This window comes from Streptomyces sp. NPDC007971 (genome assembly GCF_042958635.1).
GTDB lineage: Bacteria > Actinomycetota > Actinomycetes > Streptomycetales > Streptomycetaceae > Streptomyces.
In genome coordinates this window covers 234,629-251,397 of the sequence record NZ_JBIBJK010000002.1, presented here as the reverse complement: position 1 = coordinate 251,397, position 16,769 = coordinate 234,629, and the positions used below count along the sequence as shown (strand labels likewise).

Below are 16,769 nucleotides of genomic sequence, written 5' to 3'. Positions count from 1 at the left end.
GCTGACATACCGTCAATGCGTGACATGTGCGGTTTGCCGGGGTAAAGGCTGATGCCACCCCCCTCCCTGACTACCCAGGCCGCATCCCGGTTCCTCCCGCGCGCCCCCGCATGTGCACCCATGCGCCCCACTTGCGGAATCAATGCTCCTCCCCCGCGCACGCTCCAGCCGTAACCCGAGGTGAGTGCGGGAGTTGAGTGGAGCGTGGAAGAGACGATCGCCGGCACCGAAGCCGCTCAGATTCCGCAGCAGCGCGGGGAATCGCTGCTGGAAACCGCCGTACGCTACGCCGAGGAGCGGCACTGGGACGTGTTCCCGGGCAGCTGGCTGGAAGCCGTCGACGGGGTGCAGCGCTGCTCGTGCGGCGACGCCTCCTGCCCCGCGCCGGGTGCGCACCCCACGCGCCCCGACTGGGCGACGCTGGCGACCGGCAGCGCGACCGTGGCACGCCGGATGTGGCAGAAGCAGCCGACGGCGTCGATCCTGCTGCCGACGGGGCGCACGTTCGATGCGCTGTCCGTCCCGGAGAGTGCGGGGTTCCTGGCGCTCGCCCGCATGGAGCGGATGGAGCTGACCCTGGGGCCGGTGACACTCACTCCCGACCGGCGGATGCAGTTCCTCGTGCTGCCGGGGGCCTCCGCGAAGGTCCCGGACCTGGTGCGGAAGCTGGGGTGGTCGCTGGCCTCGCTGGATCTCGTGCCGTTGGGGGAGGGCAGCTACGTGGCCGCTCCTCCCACCCGGTTCGGATCGCGTGGTGCCGTGCAGTGGGCCTGCCGGCCGACCGCCGCGAACCGGTGGCTGCCGGACGCGGAGGAGTTGATCTCGCCGCTCGCCTATGCGTGCGGGCGGGACCGGTAGCCGTCCCGCCCCCGCGTCTGCCTGGTTTCGGCGATCCGGCGGCTGCGGGGTGGCTGTGGCCTGTCGCGCCCACCCGGCGGAGCCGCATGTCAGCACGGTCCCGCGCCCCTTGGCGCGCTGCAGTGGTCGTAGGGTTCACGCATGACCGAGGCGGCAGTTCGCATACAGGGACTCTGGAAGCAGTTCGGGCAGCAGGTGGCCGTGGGCGGGATCGATCTCGATCTGCCCGCGGGGAAGTTCATCGGGCTGGTCGGGCCCAACGGGGCCGGGAAGACCACCACGCTGTCCATGGTGACCGGGTTGCTGCGGCCCGACCAGGGGTCCGTCGAGGTCGTCGGGCATGACGTGTGGCGGGACCCGGTGGCCGTCAAGGCCCGGATCGGGGTCCTGCCCGAGGGGCTGCGGTTGTTCGAGCGGCTGTCGGGGCGGGAACTGCTGGGGTACTCGGGGCGGCTGCGCGGCCTGCCCGGCGCCGAGGTCGACAAGCGGGCCACCCAGCTGCTGGACGTGCTCGACCTCGCCGGTTCGCAGCACAAGCTCGTCGTGGACTACTCGACCGGCATGCGCAAGAAGATCGGGCTCGCCGCCGCTCTCCTCCACAATCCCGAAGTGCTGTTCCTGGACGAGCCGTTCGAGGGTGTCGACCCGGTGTCCGCGCAGACGATCCGCGGGGTGCTGGAGCGGTACACCGCCTCCGGCGCCACCGTCGTGTTCTCCTCGCACGTCATGGAACTGGTCGAGTCCCTGTGCGACTGGGTGGCCGTCATGGCCGCGGGGCGCATCCGCTCCACCGGGAGCCTGGCCGAGGTCCGCGGCGAACACACCACGCTGCAGGACGCGTTCCTGGAACTGGTGGGGGCCCGTGGCCGGGACGCCGGGTCCGATCTGGACTGGCTGGGCGGCGGAGCGGCCCGATGACGAGCCTGACCTCCACCGTCGTACGGCTGAAGCTGTCCCTGCTCCGGGGCGGGCTGAGGCAATCGACCGGCCGGCGCGCCGCGTTCCTCGCCTCGGCCGTCGTCGCGCTGCTGTTCGCGGTGCTGCAGTTGCTGGGCCTCCTGGCGCTGCGCGAGCATGCGCACGCCGAGACCGTCGCCGTGCCGGGTGCCGCCGTGCTGGCCCTGGGCTGGGCGGTGATGCCGCTGTTCTTCCCGAGCGGGGACGAGACGCTGGACCCGACCCGGCTGGTGCTGCTGCCGCTGCAGCCCCGGCCGCTGGTCCGGGCGCTGCTGGCCGCCTCGCTGGTGGGCATCGGGCCGCTGTACACGCTGCTGGTGCTGGCGGGCTGTGCGCTGGCGCTGGCGCACTCGGGTGCGTCGTACGCCTTCTCCCTCGTCGCCGTCGCCGTCGCGCTGCTGGTCTGCGTGGCGCTCGCACGGGCCGTCGCCGCCGCCAACGTACGACTGCTCACCAGCAGGAAGGGACGCGACCTGGCCGTCCTGAGCGGGCTGTTCGTCGCCCTCGGCATACAGGTGGTCAACTTCGGCGCGGGCCAGCTGGGTTCGGGGGGCCTCGGGCGGCTGCAACCGGCCGCGGACGTGCTGTCCTGGGTACCGCCCGCGTCGGCCGTGGCGGCGGTACGAGCGGCGAGCGAGGGATCGTACGGCATCGCCGTCGCCCGGCTCGCCGTGTCGGTGGCCGCGCTGGCGGGACTCCTCGTCGTGTGGGCGCGGAACCTGACCCGGCTGATGACCTCCCCCGACGCGTCCACGCTCCAGGCCGCCGTCGCCGGGGGCCGGGACCGCTCCTCGGCCGGGCTCGGCCGGCTGCTGCCCGGTGGGCGCACGGGCACGGTCATGGAACGCACCCTGCGCTACGTCTGGCGCGATCCGAAGACCAAGGCCGCCTGGGTGACCTCGCTGGCCATCGGCGTGATCGTGCCGGTGTACAACGCGGTGCAGGGCACCGGGACCCCCTACTTCGCGTGCTTCGCCGCCGGGATGCTCGGCATCCAGATGTACAACCAGTTCGGGCAGGACACCTCCGCCTTCTGGATGGTGGCCCTGACCATCTCCTCGCCCCGGGACGCGTACACCGAGCTGCGCGGGCGGGCCCTGGCCCTACTGGTGATCACCCTGCCCTACGCCGCGATCGTGACCGTCCTGACGACCGCGCTGCTGGACGACTGGGACCGGCTGCCGGAGGTGCTCGGGCTGTCGTTCGCCCTGCTCGGGGCGATGCTGGCCACCGGCGCGTGGGCCTCGGCCAGCTTCCCGTACTCCATCCCGCAGGAGGGCCACAAGAACGTGGCCCCCGGACAGGCCGGCCTCGCCTGGATCTCCATCTTCGGCGGCATGATCGCGGCCGCCCTGCTCTGCTCCCCCGTCATCGCCGCGACCATCTGGCTGAACGTGAGCGCGGGCGGCGACGCGTGGACCTGGGTGCTGCTGCCCGTAGGGGTGGCGTACGGGGCGACGCTCACCTACCTGGGCCTGAGGCTCGCGGCCCCCCGCACGGCGGCCCGCCTGCCGGAGATCCTCGCGGCAGTGAGCAAGGGCTGACGGGACCGTTCGACGCCGGGCTTCTGCAACGTCTCAGGGGCGCGGGGGACTGCGCGAGGAACCACGACGCACCCGCACTAGCCGACGCACCGGGACCACGCACACGAGAGGGCGAAACGGCGCTCAATCACCGAGCACCGCATCGAGGAACGGCTGGACAGCCCCCCGCCAGGCCTCGGGCTGGTCATAGTGCACAAGGTGCCCCGCCTCGGCCACCTCCGCATACTCCCCGAGAGGCAGCACCCGCACCATCTCCTGCGCCTCGGCCCGCCCCAGCTCGCCGTCGAGGCCGCGGACGACCAGGGCGGGGCACCGCACCTGGGCCAGCTCCTCCCAGTGCGCGTCGTACACCCAGCTCTCCCGGGTCGCGAGCATCTGGTCCGGTTCGAAGACGGGGCGCCAGCCGTCGGCGGACTCGTGCATGACCTCGGCGTAGAAGGCGCCGCGGGCGGTGCTCGTCCGCTCCACCCACGGATCGTCCTCGCCGAACCACTTGCGGACGTCGGCGAGCGTGGCGAAGGGGACGGGCCAGGCCCGGAACCAGGCGGCCCACTCGCGCTGCGAGGCCGCGCCGAGCGCGGAGGCCCGCATGTCGCAGATGACCAGGCCGCGTACCAGGTCGGGGCGTTTCGCGGCGAGCTGCCAGGCGGTCAGGGCACCCATGGCATGGCCGATGAGGACGGCAGGGGCGAGAGCCAGCTGCTCCAGGGCGGCCTCGGCGTCCTCGACGTAGGCCTCGCGGGTGTACGCGGCCTGGGGCGGCTTGTCGCTCCGGCCGTGGCCGCGCTGGTCGAGCGCGACGGCGCGATGGCGCTCGGCGAGCCAGCGGGCGGTGGACGCCCAGTGCGAGGCCCGGCCCATCAGGCCGTGGAGTAACAGCACGCCCGGGGCCCCGGGCTCCGTCTCCGATTTGGGAGGGTCCGCGAACTCCCAGGCGGCCAGGCTCACCCCGCCCGCTCCCGTCACATCGATACGCCGTGCCATCGGTCCGGCACCCCCCAGCTCCGCCTGCCTCGTACCGGTGTACTGCCGTCGTTGTCACTGTCTCCGCAGCCGCTGCATGCCTTAAATGCACCGTATGCGCTGTGCACGCCGTTGCCGCCGTCGTACTGCCGCCGCAGACTATCGAATGCTCATTCGAAGATGCTGCCTCTGCGGACAACACCCCTCATTTGAGTGACACCCCTCAAGGAATGATCGCCGCCGCCGAGGGGATCTTTCTGGCGGGAGGCGGACCGCTCGGGGAAAAGCGGTCCGAGGGGAATGACCCTGGGAGCTCGGGGCTCCGGGTCAGCACAGGGGAGGACAGGCCCCGGCGCCGGACGGCGCCGGGGCCCTCTCGTGCTCAGCGCTTGGCGACGAACACGTGCGAGGCGACGTCCGCCTCCAGCTCGGCCGCCTCGCCGCCGCTGCCCACCAGCACCCCGCCCGCCGACTCCGTCACGCTGACCACCGAGCCGGGCTGCACGCCCGCCCGCCGCAGCGTGTACATGAGCTGCGCGTCCGTCTGGATCGGCTCGCCGATACGACGGACCACGACCGTCTTCCCGTCCGAGCCCGCGTCCAGGTCGGCCAGGGACACCATGCCCTCGTCCAGGAACGGGTCGGCGCCGTCCTTCTCGCCCAGCTCCTCCAGGCCCGGGATCGGGTTGCCGTAGGGCGACTCGGTCGGGTGCCGCAGCAGCTCCAGCACGCGCCGCTCGACGGCCTCGCTCATCACGTGCTCCCAGCGGCAGGCCTCGGCGTGCACCTGCTCCCACTCCAGGCCGATCACGTCGACCAGCAGACACTCCGCGAGGCGGTGCTTGCGCATCACCCGCGTGGCCAGCCTGCGGCCCTCGTCGGTCAGCTCCAGGTGTCGGTCGCTGGCCACGGACACCAGACCGTCGCGCTCCATCCGCGCCACCGTCTGGCTCACCGTCGGCCCGCTCTGGTCCAGCCGCTCCGCAATGCGGGCGCGCATGGGGACGACGCCTTCCTCTTCCAGTTCGAGGATGGTGCGGAGATACATCTCCGTGGTGTCGATCAGTCCGGACATACGTGCCCCTCGATTACCTCTGCCGGAAGCCCGGCGCGTGCGCTGGCCCTACCATCAATTCTGCCGGATCCCACTGGCATGCGGGGGCCACTGCGCAAACGGCGGCCAGCAGGGGGCCACCGTGCAGGTCCGCGGCCCGGCAACCCGGGTGCGCAGCCCGGCCGGTGGCGCGACGACGGCCCCACGGCCGTATTGACACCGCATTGGTCCAGACCGCAGGGTGATCCGCGACACAGACGCTGCGAAGGGGCACCGCATGAGCGACGGCAGGCCTGCCGACCTGTTCTTCGACGCCGCCATCGGCCTGCTGCAACGGGTCCGTGAGGAGGAGGCCGGAGCGATCACCGCGGCCGGCGCGCTGCTCGCCGACACCGTGACCGCCGGCGGCCGCCTGTTCGCCTTCGGCGCCGGACACTCCTCGCTGGCCGCCCAGGACGTCGTCTACCGGGCGGGCGGACTCGCCCTGATGAACCTGCTCGCCGTTCCCGGAGTCGTCGGGGTCGACGTCACCCCCGCCACCCTCGGCTCCGCGCTGGAACGGGTCGACGGGCTCGCGAGCGCCGTCCTGGACACCTCGCCCGTCCGCGCCGGCGACGCCCTCGTGATCATCTCCCTGTCCGGCCGCAACGCGCTGCCCGTGGAAATGGCTCTCAACGCCCGCGCCCTCGGCGTGAAGGTCATCGGCGTGACCTCGGTGGCGTACGCCGCGCAGACCAGGTCCCGGCACACCTCGGGCACCTTCCTGAAGGACCACTGCGACATCGTCCTCGACTCGAAGATCGCCGTCGGTGACGCGGAACTCACCCTGGACACCATCCCGGCCCCCTTCGCCCCGGCCTCCACGGTGGTCACCAGCGCCCTGATGCAGGCCGTTGTGGCCACCGCGGCCGCCACGCTGGCCGACCGCGGCATCGAGCCCCCGCTGCTGCGCTCCGGCAACGTCGACGGCGGCCACGACTGGAACGCACGGGTCATGGAGGAGTACGGGGACCGGATCTTCTACCGGCGCTGAGCCGGCACGGCCTGAGGCTCATGGCGCAAAACGGTCACGCCCTGAAGCTCGTGGCGCTGAAGCTCATGCCCTGAAGCTCATGGCCTGAGGCTGTGTGTGGGGCCGACGGGCGGCGGGCGGCGCGGCCTCCCCCGACCACCGCCGGCCAGACTCCGCCGGCCGCATTCCCACGGCCGCACCCCGCAGGACTCACCCCTCCGGCTTCTCCCGCAGCACCTCGGCCAGGTCCAGCGCCGCCGCGATCCGTACGGCCACGTCCTCCGCATAGGCCGCGTCCGCACGCTCGAAGCGGCTGCGGCCGGCCCCGCGCAGGAAGGTGACCGCCCCCAGCGTCCGGCCCCGGCTGCGCAGCACGGAGCACAGGGCGTGCACGGTGTCGCCGGGCCACTGCCGGGCCAGCGCCCACTCACGCGCCCGCTCGGCCGAAACCGACCCGGCGTCCGCGCGCACGCTGCCCGCCCGCTCGACACAGCTCAGCGCCGGGTGCCCCTCCTCGTAACGCACGGGCAGCCCGGCCGCGCCCGTGAGCGCGCTCGGCCCGGGTGCCCCGGCGGGCGTGGCCGCGAACCGGACCAGCCGTACCGGAAGCTCCTCGTCGCCCTCCGCGCGCGGGGCGCTCGCCACCCGGTCGAGCAGGGCGTGGTCGGCGAAACCGGCGAGGGCGAAGTCCAGATGGACGGTGACCGCCTCCACCGGATCCTCGCACTCGGCGGCGGCACGGGCCGCGCGGTGCAGCTGGTTGGTGCGGAAGCGCAGCAGGGCCGCCTCCTGCTCGCCCTGCTTGGCCTCGGTGACGTCCTGGAACAGCCAGCCGACCCCGAGCGGTACGGGCTCCTCGGCGAGCGGCGAGGCCAGCCGTACGAACCCGCTGCGCCAGCAGCGCCGTTTCTCGCCCTCGGCCGAGCGCACGGACACCCACATCTCGGCGGGCGCGGGCGGAGCGCCCTCGGCCAGGACATGGGTGAGCGCGCTCTCCAGCTCCTCCACCCCTTGCGCCAGCAGCTCGCCGAGCGGCCGGCCGAGCGCGGACGTACGCCCGATGCCCAGGGCCCGCGCCGCATGCGCGTTGACGACGGCGGGCCGCAGATCGGCGTCGACCAGGACCACACCCCAGGACGCGTTCTCGAACAGCGCCTCGCTCAGCGCGATGGACCGCTCCAGATCGATCTGCGCGTGCACCTCGCTGAACGCGCAGTACACACCCGCCGGCTTCCCCTCGGGCCCGCGCACGGCGGCGGACTGGGTCCGTACGAGCACCCGGCCGCCGCCCTTGGTGACGAGGGCGAACTCGTGCACCTGCCGGCCGGGCGCGTGCATGGCCGACATCAGGCGTTCCTGGACGTCCTCGGCGTCGGCACTGCGCACCGCCCACCCGGCGAACCCGTGCCGCCCCACCGCCTCGGCGGCGCTCCAGCCGAGGATCCGCTCGGCCTCGCGGTTCCAGTGCGTGACGACCCCGTCCGCGTCGAAGGCGCACAGAGCCGCGTCCATGCCGTCCAGGAGCGCGGCGAGCAGATCGGAGCCGCCGGACTCCTCCGGCCCGTCAGGGCTGTGCGGACCGTCCGGCTCGGGCTCGTCGGGCCCCAGCTCATCGGTGGTCCCACTTCGCCGGGAAGCACTCACCTGGACCCCCTGGAGGCTGCGTCGGCGCACGTACTGCGCTCGTTTCGCTCAGTGGCCTTCATTCAACTGGAACGTGACACAGCCCACATCCTGTTCCCGCAGATTGCAGCAATCAATGCCCGCCGCCGGGATTCGGCTCCGGACAGGGCTCCAGACGCAGATCGACCCACTCGTCGCTCTCCCCGTCCAGCACGTACCGCTCGACCTCCACGAACCCGTGCTTCCGGGCGAACCCCAGCCCGTCCTCGTTCACGGCCAGCACACACGTCTCGACCGCCCTCGCACCGAGCACGCGCGCGTGAGCGAGCCCGTTCTCGTACAGGGCCGCACCGAAGCCTCGCCGCCGGAACCCGGGCAGTACGCGTGCGATGACCGTGGCGACGGCGTCCTCGCCCTCCGGCGGCCGGACGGTCGAACAGCCGACGAGCACGTCCCCCAGATACGCGTTCTCCAGCCGGTACCGGGCACGCCGCTGCCGGGCGTCCTCCATCGACATGGCGGCGGGCGGGACGATCACGTTGTGGACGTGCCGCCAGTGTTCGAGCTGGAGGTCGCTGCCGACGACCTCGATACGAAGATCGGTCATGCGAGCAGCGAATCGCCACGGACATCGTGCGTCAACCGTGGCGTACGACTGCGGCTCGCCCCTTCCGGAGAAGTTCCCGGGCTCGTGCGGGATGACGGGGCATGAGCGGGGGTCCGTTCCTGGACAGGTCGACGGCGTGCAGTTGCGCATCGGCCGGATCAACGTCTCTCACCGGTATCTGCGGCTGCTCCAGCGGGGCGACGGGTACGGCTACCGCCTCCGGCCGGAAGCAGTTCCGTCAGCGCCCCCCAAAAAACAGTTGAACCCGCCCAGGCAGCTTCTTAGGGTGGGCCTTACGTCGAAGGGAGGTGATCGGGTAAATGAGTGAAACCCGGACGCGCGAGGTGGCTGCGGGCTAGCGGCCTGCCACCACACATGTGCGGTGCCGGACCAGCGTGTGAGACAAACACGCAGCCGGCCTAATCCAACGCAGTCACCCGACCCGCGAGCTCGCCGGTACGTCCGGCCGGCTCCCCCGCCGAGGCGGAGGGAACCGAGCTCGCGGGTCGTCTGCGTGTACGGCCGAACCCGCCGGTCGTCTGTGTGTGCGGCCGGGCTCGCCGGTCGTCTGTGTGTGCGGCCGGGCTCGCCGGTCGTCTGTGTGTGCGGCCGGGCTCGCCGGTCGTCTGTGTGTGCGGTGTGGCCGCCCGGGCGAGGGGTCAGTGGGCGATGTCCACGTAGCCCTCGATGTCCTGCGGGCTGCGCGGTCCGGGGCCCACATAGCGGGCCGAGGGGCGCACCAGCCTCCCCGTGCGCTTCTGCTCCAGGATGTGCGCCGACCAGCCGGCCGTGCGGGCGCACGTGAACATCGACGTGAACATGTGCGCCGGGACCTGCGCGAAGTCCAGCATGATCGCGGCCCAGAACTCGACGTTGGTGGCGAGGACCCGGTCCGGCCGCCGGTTGTGCAGTTCCTCCAGCGCCGCCTTCTCCAGCGCCTCCGCGATCTCGAAGCGGGGAGCGCCCAGCTCGCGGGCGGTGCGGCGCAGGACGCGGGCGCGAGGGTCCTCGGCCCTGTACACCCGGTGGCCGAAGCCCATCAGCCGCTCGCCGCGGTCCAGCGCCTGCTTGACGTACGCCTCGGCGTCGCCGGTCCGCTCGATCTCCTCGATCATGCCGAGCACCCGTGAGGGGGCGCCGCCGTGCAGCGGGCCGGACATGGCGCCGACGGCTCCGGAGAGCGCGGCGGCGACGTCCGCGCCGGTCGAGGCGATGACCCGGGCGGTGAACGTGGACGCGTTCATGCCGTGCTCGGCAGCCGAGGTCCAGTAGGCGTCCACGGCCGCGACGTGCTTCGGGTCCGGTTCGCCGCGCCAGCGGATCATGAAGCGCTCGACGACCGAGTTCGCCTTGTCGATCTCCCGCTGCGGCACCATCGGCAGTCCCTGCCCGCGTGCGGACTGGGCGACGTAGGACAGCGCCATGACGGCGGCGCGCGCGAGGTCCGCGCGGGCCTGGGACACGTCGATGTCGAGGAGCGGTTTCAGGCCCCAGACCGGGGCCAGCATGGCGAGCGCGGACTGCACGTCCACGCGGATGTCGCCGGAGTGCACGGGGATCGGGAAGGGCTCGGCGGGCGGCAGTCCGGGGTTGAACGCGCCGTCGACCAGGAGTCCCCACACGTTCCCGAAGGACACGTGCCCCACCAGGTCCTCGATGTCGACGCCGCGGTAGCGCAGGGCGCCGCCTTCCTTGTCGGGTTCGGCGATCTCCGTCTCGAACGCGACGACTCCTTCGAGCCCGGGTACGAAGTCGGACATCAGGCGGCTCCTCATGAAAGTGTCGGCGGCGGTCACCCCGGTGATGCCCCGATCGACCGGTGGTCACCCAATCCGCGGGGGGACCTGCACGATAGCGCCGAGTGCCATAGTTGGGGAGGCCATACGACACTGAGTGCCATGCGTGCGATGCGGCAGGATGACCGGGTGACCGACCGCGACCTCAGCCTCGACCCCGTCGTCGATCCCGCCGCCATGCGCAAGCAGTACCGGGCCCAGGGCCTCGACGAGAAGGACCTCGCCGCGCATCCGATGGACCAGTTCTCGCGCTGGTTCGAGGACGCCGCCCGGGCGGCCGTGCACGGCACGCTCTACGAGCCCAACGCGATGATCGTCTCCACGGCGGACGCGGCGGGCCGGCCCAGTTCCCGCACGGTCCTGATGAAGGGGTACGACACCGACGGTTTCGTCTTCTACACCAACTACCACTCCCGCAAGGCCCGCGAGCTGGCCGCCAACCCGTACATCTCGCTGCTTTTCCCCTGGCACCCGGTCGCCCGTCAGGTGATCGTGACGGGGATCGCCCGCCGCACCGGCCGGGACGAGACCGCCGCCTACTTCCGCTCCCGCCCGCACGGCTCCCAGCTCGGCGCGTGGGCCAGCGACCAGTCCTCGGTGATCCCGTCCCGCGACGGGCTGGAGGCCGCCTACGCCGAGCTGGGCGCGCGCTACCCGGAGGGCGAGCAGGTGCCGGTGCCGCCGCACTGGGGCGGTTTCCGGATCGCGCCGCAGACCGTCGAGTTCTGGCAGGGGCGTGAGAACCGGCTGCACGACCGTGTGCGGTATGCGGTTCGGCCGGACGGGGGGTGGATGGCGGAGCGGCTGAGTCCCTGAGAGGCTGCCGGGGCCGCACGCGTGCGGTGGAGGGGCGGCTGCGGAGCGCGGGCGACTGCGGTTGCGTTGTGGCTTGTCGCGCCCACGCGGCGGAGCCGCACCTCAGCACAGCCCCGCGCCCCTGGAATTCGGGCGCTTCGCGCCCTGATTTTCACGCCACCACGAGCAGATCCGCATGGTGCCGCTCGGCTGCCAGGGGGTGGGCCCTCAGTTTGCCCTTCAGTTCGTTGTAGCCGTACTCGGCGAACAGGGGGTTGGCCGGGTCGGTGGTGATGCCGGGAGCCGCGGAGGCGTGGGGGAAGGGCAGGGGCTCGACCTTGGCGTCCAGGCGGGGGTTGTAGAAGAACGGGACCGAGAAGCGTTCGGTGGCTCCGGGCGGGCTGATCACCCGGTGGTTGGTGGCGATCAGGTAGCCGTTGGTGGCCACTTCGAGGAGTTCGCCGAGGTTGACGACGAAGGCGTCCCGCAGCGGGGGCACGTCGTGGAAGAGGCCGTCCTCGCGCTGGACCTGGAGGCCGCCGACGGTGTCCTGCAGGAGCAGGGTGAGGAAGCCGTAGTCCTTGTGGGCGCCGACGCCCTGGTCGGTGCCGTCGCCCGCGCTGCCCGGGTAGCGGACGAGCTTGAGGTGCGGGTGGGCGTGCGCGCCGAAGACCGGGTCGTAGAAGTCGGCGGGGGCGCCGATGGCGGTGAGGAGTTCGTGCAGGAGGCGCTGGGAGACCGCGCTCAGTCTGTCGATCCAGGCCAGGGCCGTCGTGCGCAGCTCGGGGAGGGCGGCCGGCCACTGGTTGGGGCCCTCCAGCCACCAGTACGGCGGCTCGCCGGGGCCGGGGACGTGCGCGGGGCGTTCGGCGCCTATGTCGAGCTGGTCGCGCCAGTCGCGGGCGCCGCGGGTGCGCTCGTCGCCGGTGCGCGTGTAGCCGCGGAAGTGCGGGGAGTTGACGTTGTCGAGGGCGAGCCGGTCGGCCTCGGGGAGGGTGAAGAAGGCACGCATGGCGGTGACCAGCGCGTCGGTCTCGGCCCGGGGCACGCCGTGTCCGACGAGCTGGAAGAAGCCGACGTCGTGGGCGGCGCTGTGCAGCTGGGCGTGGAGCAGGGCGCGGGCCTGGGGACCGCGGTCCGCGGCCGACAGGTCGATGATCGGGAGCTGTTCGTACGACGGGGTCGTCGCGGTGTGCGTCGTCATGAATGCGTCCACAGGGTGTGTGGGCCACGGGCAGGCCGCCGAGGGTAGGGCGGCGCCCAGAATGCCGTAAGAAGAGGGAGAAAAAAGGGCTGAATCAGGCCGAAAGCCGACAGCCCATGCTCGTGACGCGCACGTAGTCCACGTGGCGACGGCGAACGAGCATCAGAGGCATGGGGCCAAGAGTAACTCGCTCCCGCAGTTGCTCCCCGGCCCGGTGCCGTCCCTCTCAGCCCAGTGCTTCCTCCAGGAGCACGGCCCACTGGGCCACCACCCGCTCGCGGCGGGCGGTGTCGTCGGTGAGGAGGTTGGCGAGGCCGAGGCCGCGGGCCATGTCGAGCAGGCCCTGGACGCTCTCGCGGACGCCGGGGCGCTTCTCGTCGGCGCCGAGGAGGTCGACGGCGATGCGGTGGGTCTCGCGGCCCACGCGGGCCTCCAGCTCGGTCACCCGCGGGCGCAGCTGCTCCTCGTCACAGGCGGCGACCCACAGGTGCAGGGCGGCCCGGAAGAGGGGGCCGGTGTAGAGGTCGACGAGGGCCAGGACGACGGCGCGGCGGTCGGCGGCGCCGTCGGGGAACAGTTCCCTGAGGGCGGTGGAGCGCTGTTCGGCGACGTACTCGACGGCTGCCGTGAACAGGTCCTCGCGGGTCGGGAAGTGGTGCTGGGCGGCGCCCCGGGAGACACCGGCGCGTTCGGCGACGACGGCGACGGTGGAGCCTGCCCAGCCGTGCTCGGCCAGGCAGGCCACGGCGGCCTCCAGGAGCCGCTGCCGGGTGGCCCGGCTGCGGTCCTGTTTGGGGCTGCGGTCCGGCTTCGGGTCCTGTCCGGGCAGGCGGTCGCGTTCCGCCGTCGTGCTCACGTCCTCACACCACCCATGCCGCGTCCCGCTTCTGGAGGAAGGCCGTCATCCCCTCCCGGGCCTGGGCGGAGGTGAACAGCCGGGCCGAGAGCGCGGTCAGTTCCGCCGCGTCCCGGTCGAATGTCTCCAGCACCCTAGCCGTGAGCAGCGCTTTCGTCTCGGCCAGGGCCTGGGGGCAGGAGCGGCGCAGGCCGTCCAGGACGGGGGCGAGGGCGTCGTCCACGTCGTCGCCGGTGACGGTGAGCAGACCCAGGCGTACGGCCTCGGCGGGGCCGAAGCGTTCGCCGGTGAGGTAGTAGCGGGCCAGTGCGCGGGGGTCGGCGCGGGGGACGACCGGCAGGGAGATCACCGCGGGGGCCACGCCGATGCGGACCTCGGTGAAGGCGAAGGTGGCTCCGGTCGCGGCGGCGGAGATGTCGCAGGCGGCCAGCAGGCCGAGGCCGCCCGCGCGGACGTGTCCGGTGACCCGGGCGAGAACGGGCCTGGGCAGTTCCACGATCTGCCGCAGCAGGCCCACCAGCGCGTCCGGGTCGGGCGGGTCGCGCAGGTCGGCCCCGGCGCAGAAGGTGGTGCCGGTGTGGGTGAGGACGACGGCCCGGACCTCGGGGTCCTCGGCGCAGTCGGCCAGGGCCTTCGCGAGGTCGTTGACGAGCGCCGACGAGAGCGCGTTGCGGGTGTCGGTGGCGTCCAGGCTGAGGGTTTCGACGCCGCGCGTGCGCGTGCGTCCGATCGGTGTGCTCACGTGTGCTCCCTGAGCTGTCGGCGCAGGATCTTCCCGGAGGTCGCGCGGGGCACGGTGTCGATGAAGGTGATCCGGCGTATGCGTTTGTAGGGCGCGACGCGCTCGGCGACGTAGAGCATGATCTCGTTCTCGCTCGGGCCGTCGGCGGTGGGCCGGCGGACGACGAAGGCGTGCGGGACCTCGTTGCCGTCCTCGTTGAAGGCGCCGATGACGGCGGCGTCGGTGATGTCCGGGTGGGTGAGCAGCAGCGCCTCCAGTTCGGCGGGGGCCACCTGGAAGCCCTTGTACTTGATGAGTTCCTTGACCCGGTCGACGACGAAGAGCCAGCCGTCGGCGTCCACGTGGCCGACGTCCCCGGTGTGCAGCCAGCCCTCGGGGTCGATCATGGCGGCGGTGGCGTCGGGGCGGCCGAGGTAGCCCTTCATCACCTGCGGGCCGCGGATCAGGATCTCGCCGTCCTCGCCGGTGCCGAGGTCCTTGCCGGGGTCGTCCAGGGAGACGATCCGCATCTCGGTGCCGGCGACGAGTCTGCCGACGGTGCCGGCGGGGGCCTCGTGCAGGGCGTCCAGCGGGACGACGTGGGTGCCGGGCGAGAGTTCGGTCATGCCGTAGGCCTGGCCGATGGGCGGCAGGCCGAGCCGTTCGGAGCAGGCGGCGGCGAGCGCCGCGTCCAGCGGGGCGGCGGCGCTGATGACGTACTTCAGGGAGGAGAGGTCGTAGCGGGCCACCGCCGGGTGCTTGGCGAGGGCGAGGACGATCGGCGGGGCGACGTACAGGCCGGTGATGCGGTGGTTCTCGATGGCGGCGAGGAAGGTCTCCAGGTCGAAGCGGGGCAGGACGACGACGGTGGCGCCCTTGCGCAGGGGCGCGTTCATGAGGGCGGTCAGGCCGTAGATGTGGAAGAACGGCAGTACGGCGAGGATGCGGTCGCCCGGGCCCGTCGGGACGGGGGGCTCCAGTTGGGCGAGGTTGGTGGCGATCTGCCGGTGGGTGAGCATCACGCCCTTGGGGACGCCGGTGGTGCCGGAGGAGTACGGCAGTGCGGCGATGTCCTCGGCAGGGTCGAAGCCGATCCGTGGTTCGGGGGCGGCCGAGGCGAGCATGTCGATCAGCGAGCGGTGTCCGGGCGCGCTGTCGCACACGAATATCTCCCGTACCCCGCCCGCGATCTCGGCGGCCCGGCGGGCGGACTGCAGCAGCGGGGAGGCGGTGATGATCCAGCGGGCCGCGCTGTCGGCGAGCTGTTTGGCGAACTCCTCGGGGGTGGCGAGCGGGTGCACGGTGGTGACACAGGCGCCCGCGCGCGTGGCGGCGTAGAAGGCGGTCGGGAAGGCGATCGTGTTGGGGCTGTGCAGGGCGAGGACGTCGCCCTTGTGCACTCCGGCGTCGGCGAGCGCGGCGGCGACCCGCCGGTGGAACCGGTCCACTTGTTCGTACGTGAGGGTGGTGCCGTCCGTGCCGTCGACGAGGGCCGGCCGGTCGCCGAAGTCGGCGGCGCGGCCCAGGACGGCTTCGTGGATGGGCAGTTCTACGGGCGGAACGTCTGCGTACGCGCTGCGGAACACGGTTCCTCCAAGCGGCTGCGGCGACCTAGTACGACTTGGGCAGGCCCAGGGTCTGGTGGGAAACGTAGTTGAGAATCATCTCCCGGCTCACCGGAGCAATACGAGCCACGCGCGAGGCCGTTATCAACGAGGCGAGCCCGAACTCGCGCGTGAGGCCGTTGCCGCCGAGGGTGTGCACGGCCTGGTCGACGGCCTTCACACAGGCCTCGCCCGCCGCGTACTTGGCCATGTTGGCCGCCTCGCCCGCGCCGACGTCGTCGCCCGCGTCGTACAGATGGGCCGCCTTCTGCATCATCAGCCGGGCCAGTTCCAGGTCGATGTGCGCCTGCGCGAGGGGGTGGGCGATGGCCTGGTGGGCGCCGATGGGGGCCTTCCAGACGGTGCGGTCGCGGGCGTACTCGATGGCCTTGGAGAGTGCGTAGCGGCCCATGCCGATCGCGAAGGCGGCGGTCATGATGCGCTCGGGGTTGAGCCCGGCGAACAGCTGGAGCAGACCGGCGTCCTCGTCGCCGACGAGAGCATCGGCGGGCAGGCGTACGTCGTCCAGGACCAGCTCGAACTGCTTCTCGGCGGCGTTGAGCTCCATGTCGATGGGGTTCTTGTGGAAGCCCTCCGCGTCCGTGGGGACGATGAACAGGCAGGGCTTGAGGCGTCCGGTGCGGGCGTCCTCGGTGCGGCCGACGATCAGGACGGCGTCGGCCATGTCGACACCGGAGATGAAGACCTTGCGGCCGGTGAGGATCCAGTCGGCGCCGTCCCTGCGGGCGGTGGTGGTGATGCGGTGGGAGTTGGAGCCGGCGTCGGGTTCGGTGATGCCGAAGGCCATGAGGCGGGTGCCGTCCGCTATTGCGGGCAGCCAGGCGCGCTTCTGCTCCTCGGTGCCGAAGCGGGAGATGACCGTGCCGCAGATGGCAGGAGAGACGACGAGCATGAGGAGGGGGGAGCCGGCGGCGCCCAGCTCCTCCAGGACGATGGAGAGTTCGGCGATGCCGCTGCCTCCGCCGCCGTACTCCTCGGGGAGGTTGACGCCGAGGTAGCCGAGTTTGCCTGCCTCGGACCAGAGTTCGGTGAGGGGTTTTCCTGCGGCGACGGTGCGGGTGAGGTAGTCGCGGCCGTAGCGCTTGCCGAGGGCGGCCACTGCTTCGCGTAGTGCCTGGTGCTCTTCGGACTCGATGAGGGTGGTCATGCGATTC

16 protein-coding genes are annotated in these 16,769 nt (G+C 72.1%); 5 read left to right on the top strand and 11 right to left on the bottom strand.

Going from position 1 to position 16,769, the window contains the following annotated elements; all coding sequences use genetic code 11:
- The first annotated feature begins 204 nt into the window (after positions 1-204).
- The 3 genes from ACFZCP_RS04915 (at position 205) to ACFZCP_RS04905 (ending at position 3,359) form a co-directional block, all read left to right on the top strand.
- Positions 205-858, top strand: coding sequence for a bifunctional DNA primase/polymerase (locus ACFZCP_RS04915; protein WP_391424089.1), 654 nt, complete (start codon positions 205-207; stop codon positions 856-858).
- Positions 859-999: 141 nt separating this feature from the next.
- Positions 1,000-1,776 (top strand): ABC transporter ATP-binding protein, encoded by a 777-nt coding sequence (locus ACFZCP_RS04910; RefSeq protein ID WP_362681263.1) that lies wholly within the window; start codon positions 1,000-1,002, stop codon positions 1,774-1,776.
- A complete protein-coding gene (locus tag ACFZCP_RS04905; protein WP_391424087.1) occupies positions 1,773-3,359 on the top strand; it encodes a transporter in 1,587 nt (528 codons plus the stop codon). The genes ACFZCP_RS04910 and ACFZCP_RS04905 overlap by 4 nt, the downstream gene beginning before the upstream one ends.
- Before the next feature lie 123 nt (positions 3,360-3,482).
- Here the strand turns inward: ACFZCP_RS04905 and ACFZCP_RS04900 are convergent, their stop codons facing one another.
- Both ACFZCP_RS04900 and ACFZCP_RS04895 read right to left on the bottom strand, forming a co-directional pair.
- Entirely contained in the window at positions 3,483-4,343 is an 861-nt protein-coding gene (locus ACFZCP_RS04900; protein WP_391424086.1) for an alpha/beta fold hydrolase, read from the bottom strand.
- Positions 4,344-4,704: 361 nt separating this feature from the next.
- Positions 4,705-5,397, bottom strand: a complete 693-nt coding sequence (locus ACFZCP_RS04895) for a metal-dependent transcriptional regulator (RefSeq protein ID WP_362681271.1) — start codon at positions 5,395-5,397, stop codon at positions 4,705-4,707.
- A 256-nt stretch (positions 5,398-5,653) separates the two neighbouring features.
- On the opposite strand from ACFZCP_RS04895, the gene ACFZCP_RS04890 reads away from it, so the two are divergent.
- Positions 5,654-6,409, top strand: coding sequence for a sugar isomerase domain-containing protein (locus ACFZCP_RS04890; protein WP_391424084.1), 756 nt, complete (start codon positions 5,654-5,656; stop codon positions 6,407-6,409).
- A 189-nt stretch (positions 6,410-6,598) separates the two neighbouring features.
- Here ACFZCP_RS04890 and ACFZCP_RS04885 read toward each other — a convergent pair whose 3' ends face one another.
- The 4 genes from ACFZCP_RS04885 to ACFZCP_RS04870 form a co-directional block, all read right to left on the bottom strand.
- Positions 6,599-8,032 carry a PAS domain-containing protein gene (locus ACFZCP_RS04885; protein WP_391424082.1) on the bottom strand — a complete coding sequence of 478 codons (1,434 nt, stop codon included), beginning with the start codon at positions 8,030-8,032 and terminating at the stop codon, positions 6,599-6,601.
- Between the two features lie 112 nt (positions 8,033-8,144).
- Entirely contained in the window at positions 8,145-8,618 is a 474-nt protein-coding gene (locus tag ACFZCP_RS04880) for a GNAT family N-acetyltransferase (protein ID WP_391424080.1), read from the bottom strand.
- 31 nt (positions 8,619-8,649) lie between these two features.
- Entirely contained in the window at positions 8,650-8,790 is a 141-nt protein-coding gene (locus ACFZCP_RS04875) for an RRXRR domain-containing protein (protein WP_391424079.1), read from the bottom strand.
- A 487-nt stretch (positions 8,791-9,277) separates the two neighbouring features.
- A complete protein-coding gene (locus ACFZCP_RS04870) occupies positions 9,278-10,378 on the bottom strand; it encodes a citrate synthase (protein ID WP_391424077.1) in 1,101 nt (366 codons plus the stop codon).
- Positions 10,379-10,525: 147 nt separating this feature from the next.
- Here ACFZCP_RS04870 and pdxH point away from each other — a divergent pair, with 147 nt between their 5' ends.
- Positions 10,526-11,230: a pyridoxamine 5'-phosphate oxidase gene (pdxH, locus tag ACFZCP_RS04865; protein ID WP_391424075.1), complete on the top strand. Its 705-nt coding sequence runs from the start codon at positions 10,526-10,528 to the stop codon at positions 11,228-11,230.
- Positions 11,231-11,381: 151 nt separating this feature from the next.
- On the opposite strand, the gene ACFZCP_RS04860 is transcribed toward pdxH, so the two are convergent.
- From ACFZCP_RS04860 to ACFZCP_RS04840, 5 genes are all read right to left on the bottom strand, one after another.
- The gene (locus ACFZCP_RS04860) at positions 11,382-12,413 is read right to left on the bottom strand and encodes a 2-oxoglutarate and iron-dependent oxygenase domain-containing protein (RefSeq protein ID WP_391424073.1); all 1,032 of its coding nucleotides are present in this window, start codon (positions 12,411-12,413) and stop codon (positions 11,382-11,384) included.
- A 226-nt stretch (positions 12,414-12,639) separates the two neighbouring features.
- A complete protein-coding gene (locus tag ACFZCP_RS04855) occupies positions 12,640-13,269 on the bottom strand; it encodes a TetR family transcriptional regulator (protein ID WP_391424071.1) in 630 nt (209 codons plus the stop codon).
- Between the two features lie 4 nt (positions 13,270-13,273).
- Positions 13,274-14,011: an enoyl-CoA hydratase family protein gene (locus tag ACFZCP_RS04850; RefSeq protein ID WP_391424069.1), complete on the bottom strand. Its 738-nt coding sequence runs from the start codon at positions 14,009-14,011 to the stop codon at positions 13,274-13,276.
- The gene (locus ACFZCP_RS04845) at positions 14,008-15,576 is read right to left on the bottom strand and encodes an AMP-binding protein (protein WP_391424067.1); all 1,569 of its coding nucleotides are present in this window, start codon (positions 15,574-15,576) and stop codon (positions 14,008-14,010) included. The genes ACFZCP_RS04850 and ACFZCP_RS04845 overlap by 4 nt, the downstream gene beginning before the upstream one ends.
- A 25-nt stretch (positions 15,577-15,601) precedes the next feature.
- Entirely contained in the window at positions 15,602-16,762 is a 1,161-nt protein-coding gene (locus ACFZCP_RS04840; protein WP_391424065.1) for an acyl-CoA dehydrogenase family protein, read from the bottom strand.
- Positions 16,763-16,769: the final 7 nt, after the last annotated feature.

Excerpts from the sequence above, each read along its gene's own strand:
- ACFZCP_RS04890 (WP_391424084.1), top strand. The coding sequence starts at position 5,654 with ATGAGCGACGGCAGGCCTGCCGACCTGTTCTTCGACGCCGCCATCGGC.
- ACFZCP_RS04840 (WP_391424065.1), bottom strand. The coding sequence starts at position 16,762 with ATGACCACCCTCATCGAGTCCGAAGAGCACCAGGCACTACGCGAAGCA.
- ACFZCP_RS04905 (WP_391424087.1), top strand. The coding sequence starts at position 1,773 with ATGACGAGCCTGACCTCCACCGTCGTACGGCTGAAGCTGTCCCTGCTC.
- ACFZCP_RS04900 (WP_391424086.1), bottom strand. The coding sequence starts at position 4,343 with ATGGCACGGCGTATCGATGTGACGGGAGCGGGCGGGGTGAGCCTGGCC.
- ACFZCP_RS04910 (WP_362681263.1), top strand. The coding sequence starts at position 1,000 with ATGACCGAGGCGGCAGTTCGCATACAGGGACTCTGGAAGCAGTTCGGG.
- ACFZCP_RS04895 (WP_362681271.1), bottom strand. The coding sequence starts at position 5,397 with ATGTCCGGACTGATCGACACCACGGAGATGTATCTCCGCACCATCCTC.
- ACFZCP_RS04870 (WP_391424077.1), bottom strand. The coding sequence starts at position 10,378 with ATGTCCGACTTCGTACCCGGGCTCGAAGGAGTCGTCGCGTTCGAGACG.
- ACFZCP_RS04880 (WP_391424080.1), bottom strand. The coding sequence starts at position 8,618 with ATGACCGATCTTCGTATCGAGGTCGTCGGCAGCGACCTCCAGCTCGAA.
- pdxH (WP_391424075.1), top strand. The coding sequence starts at position 10,526 with ATGCGGCAGGATGACCGGGTGACCGACCGCGACCTCAGCCTCGACCCC.
- ACFZCP_RS04860 (WP_391424073.1), bottom strand. The coding sequence starts at position 12,413 with ATGACGACGCACACCGCGACGACCCCGTCGTACGAACAGCTCCCGATC.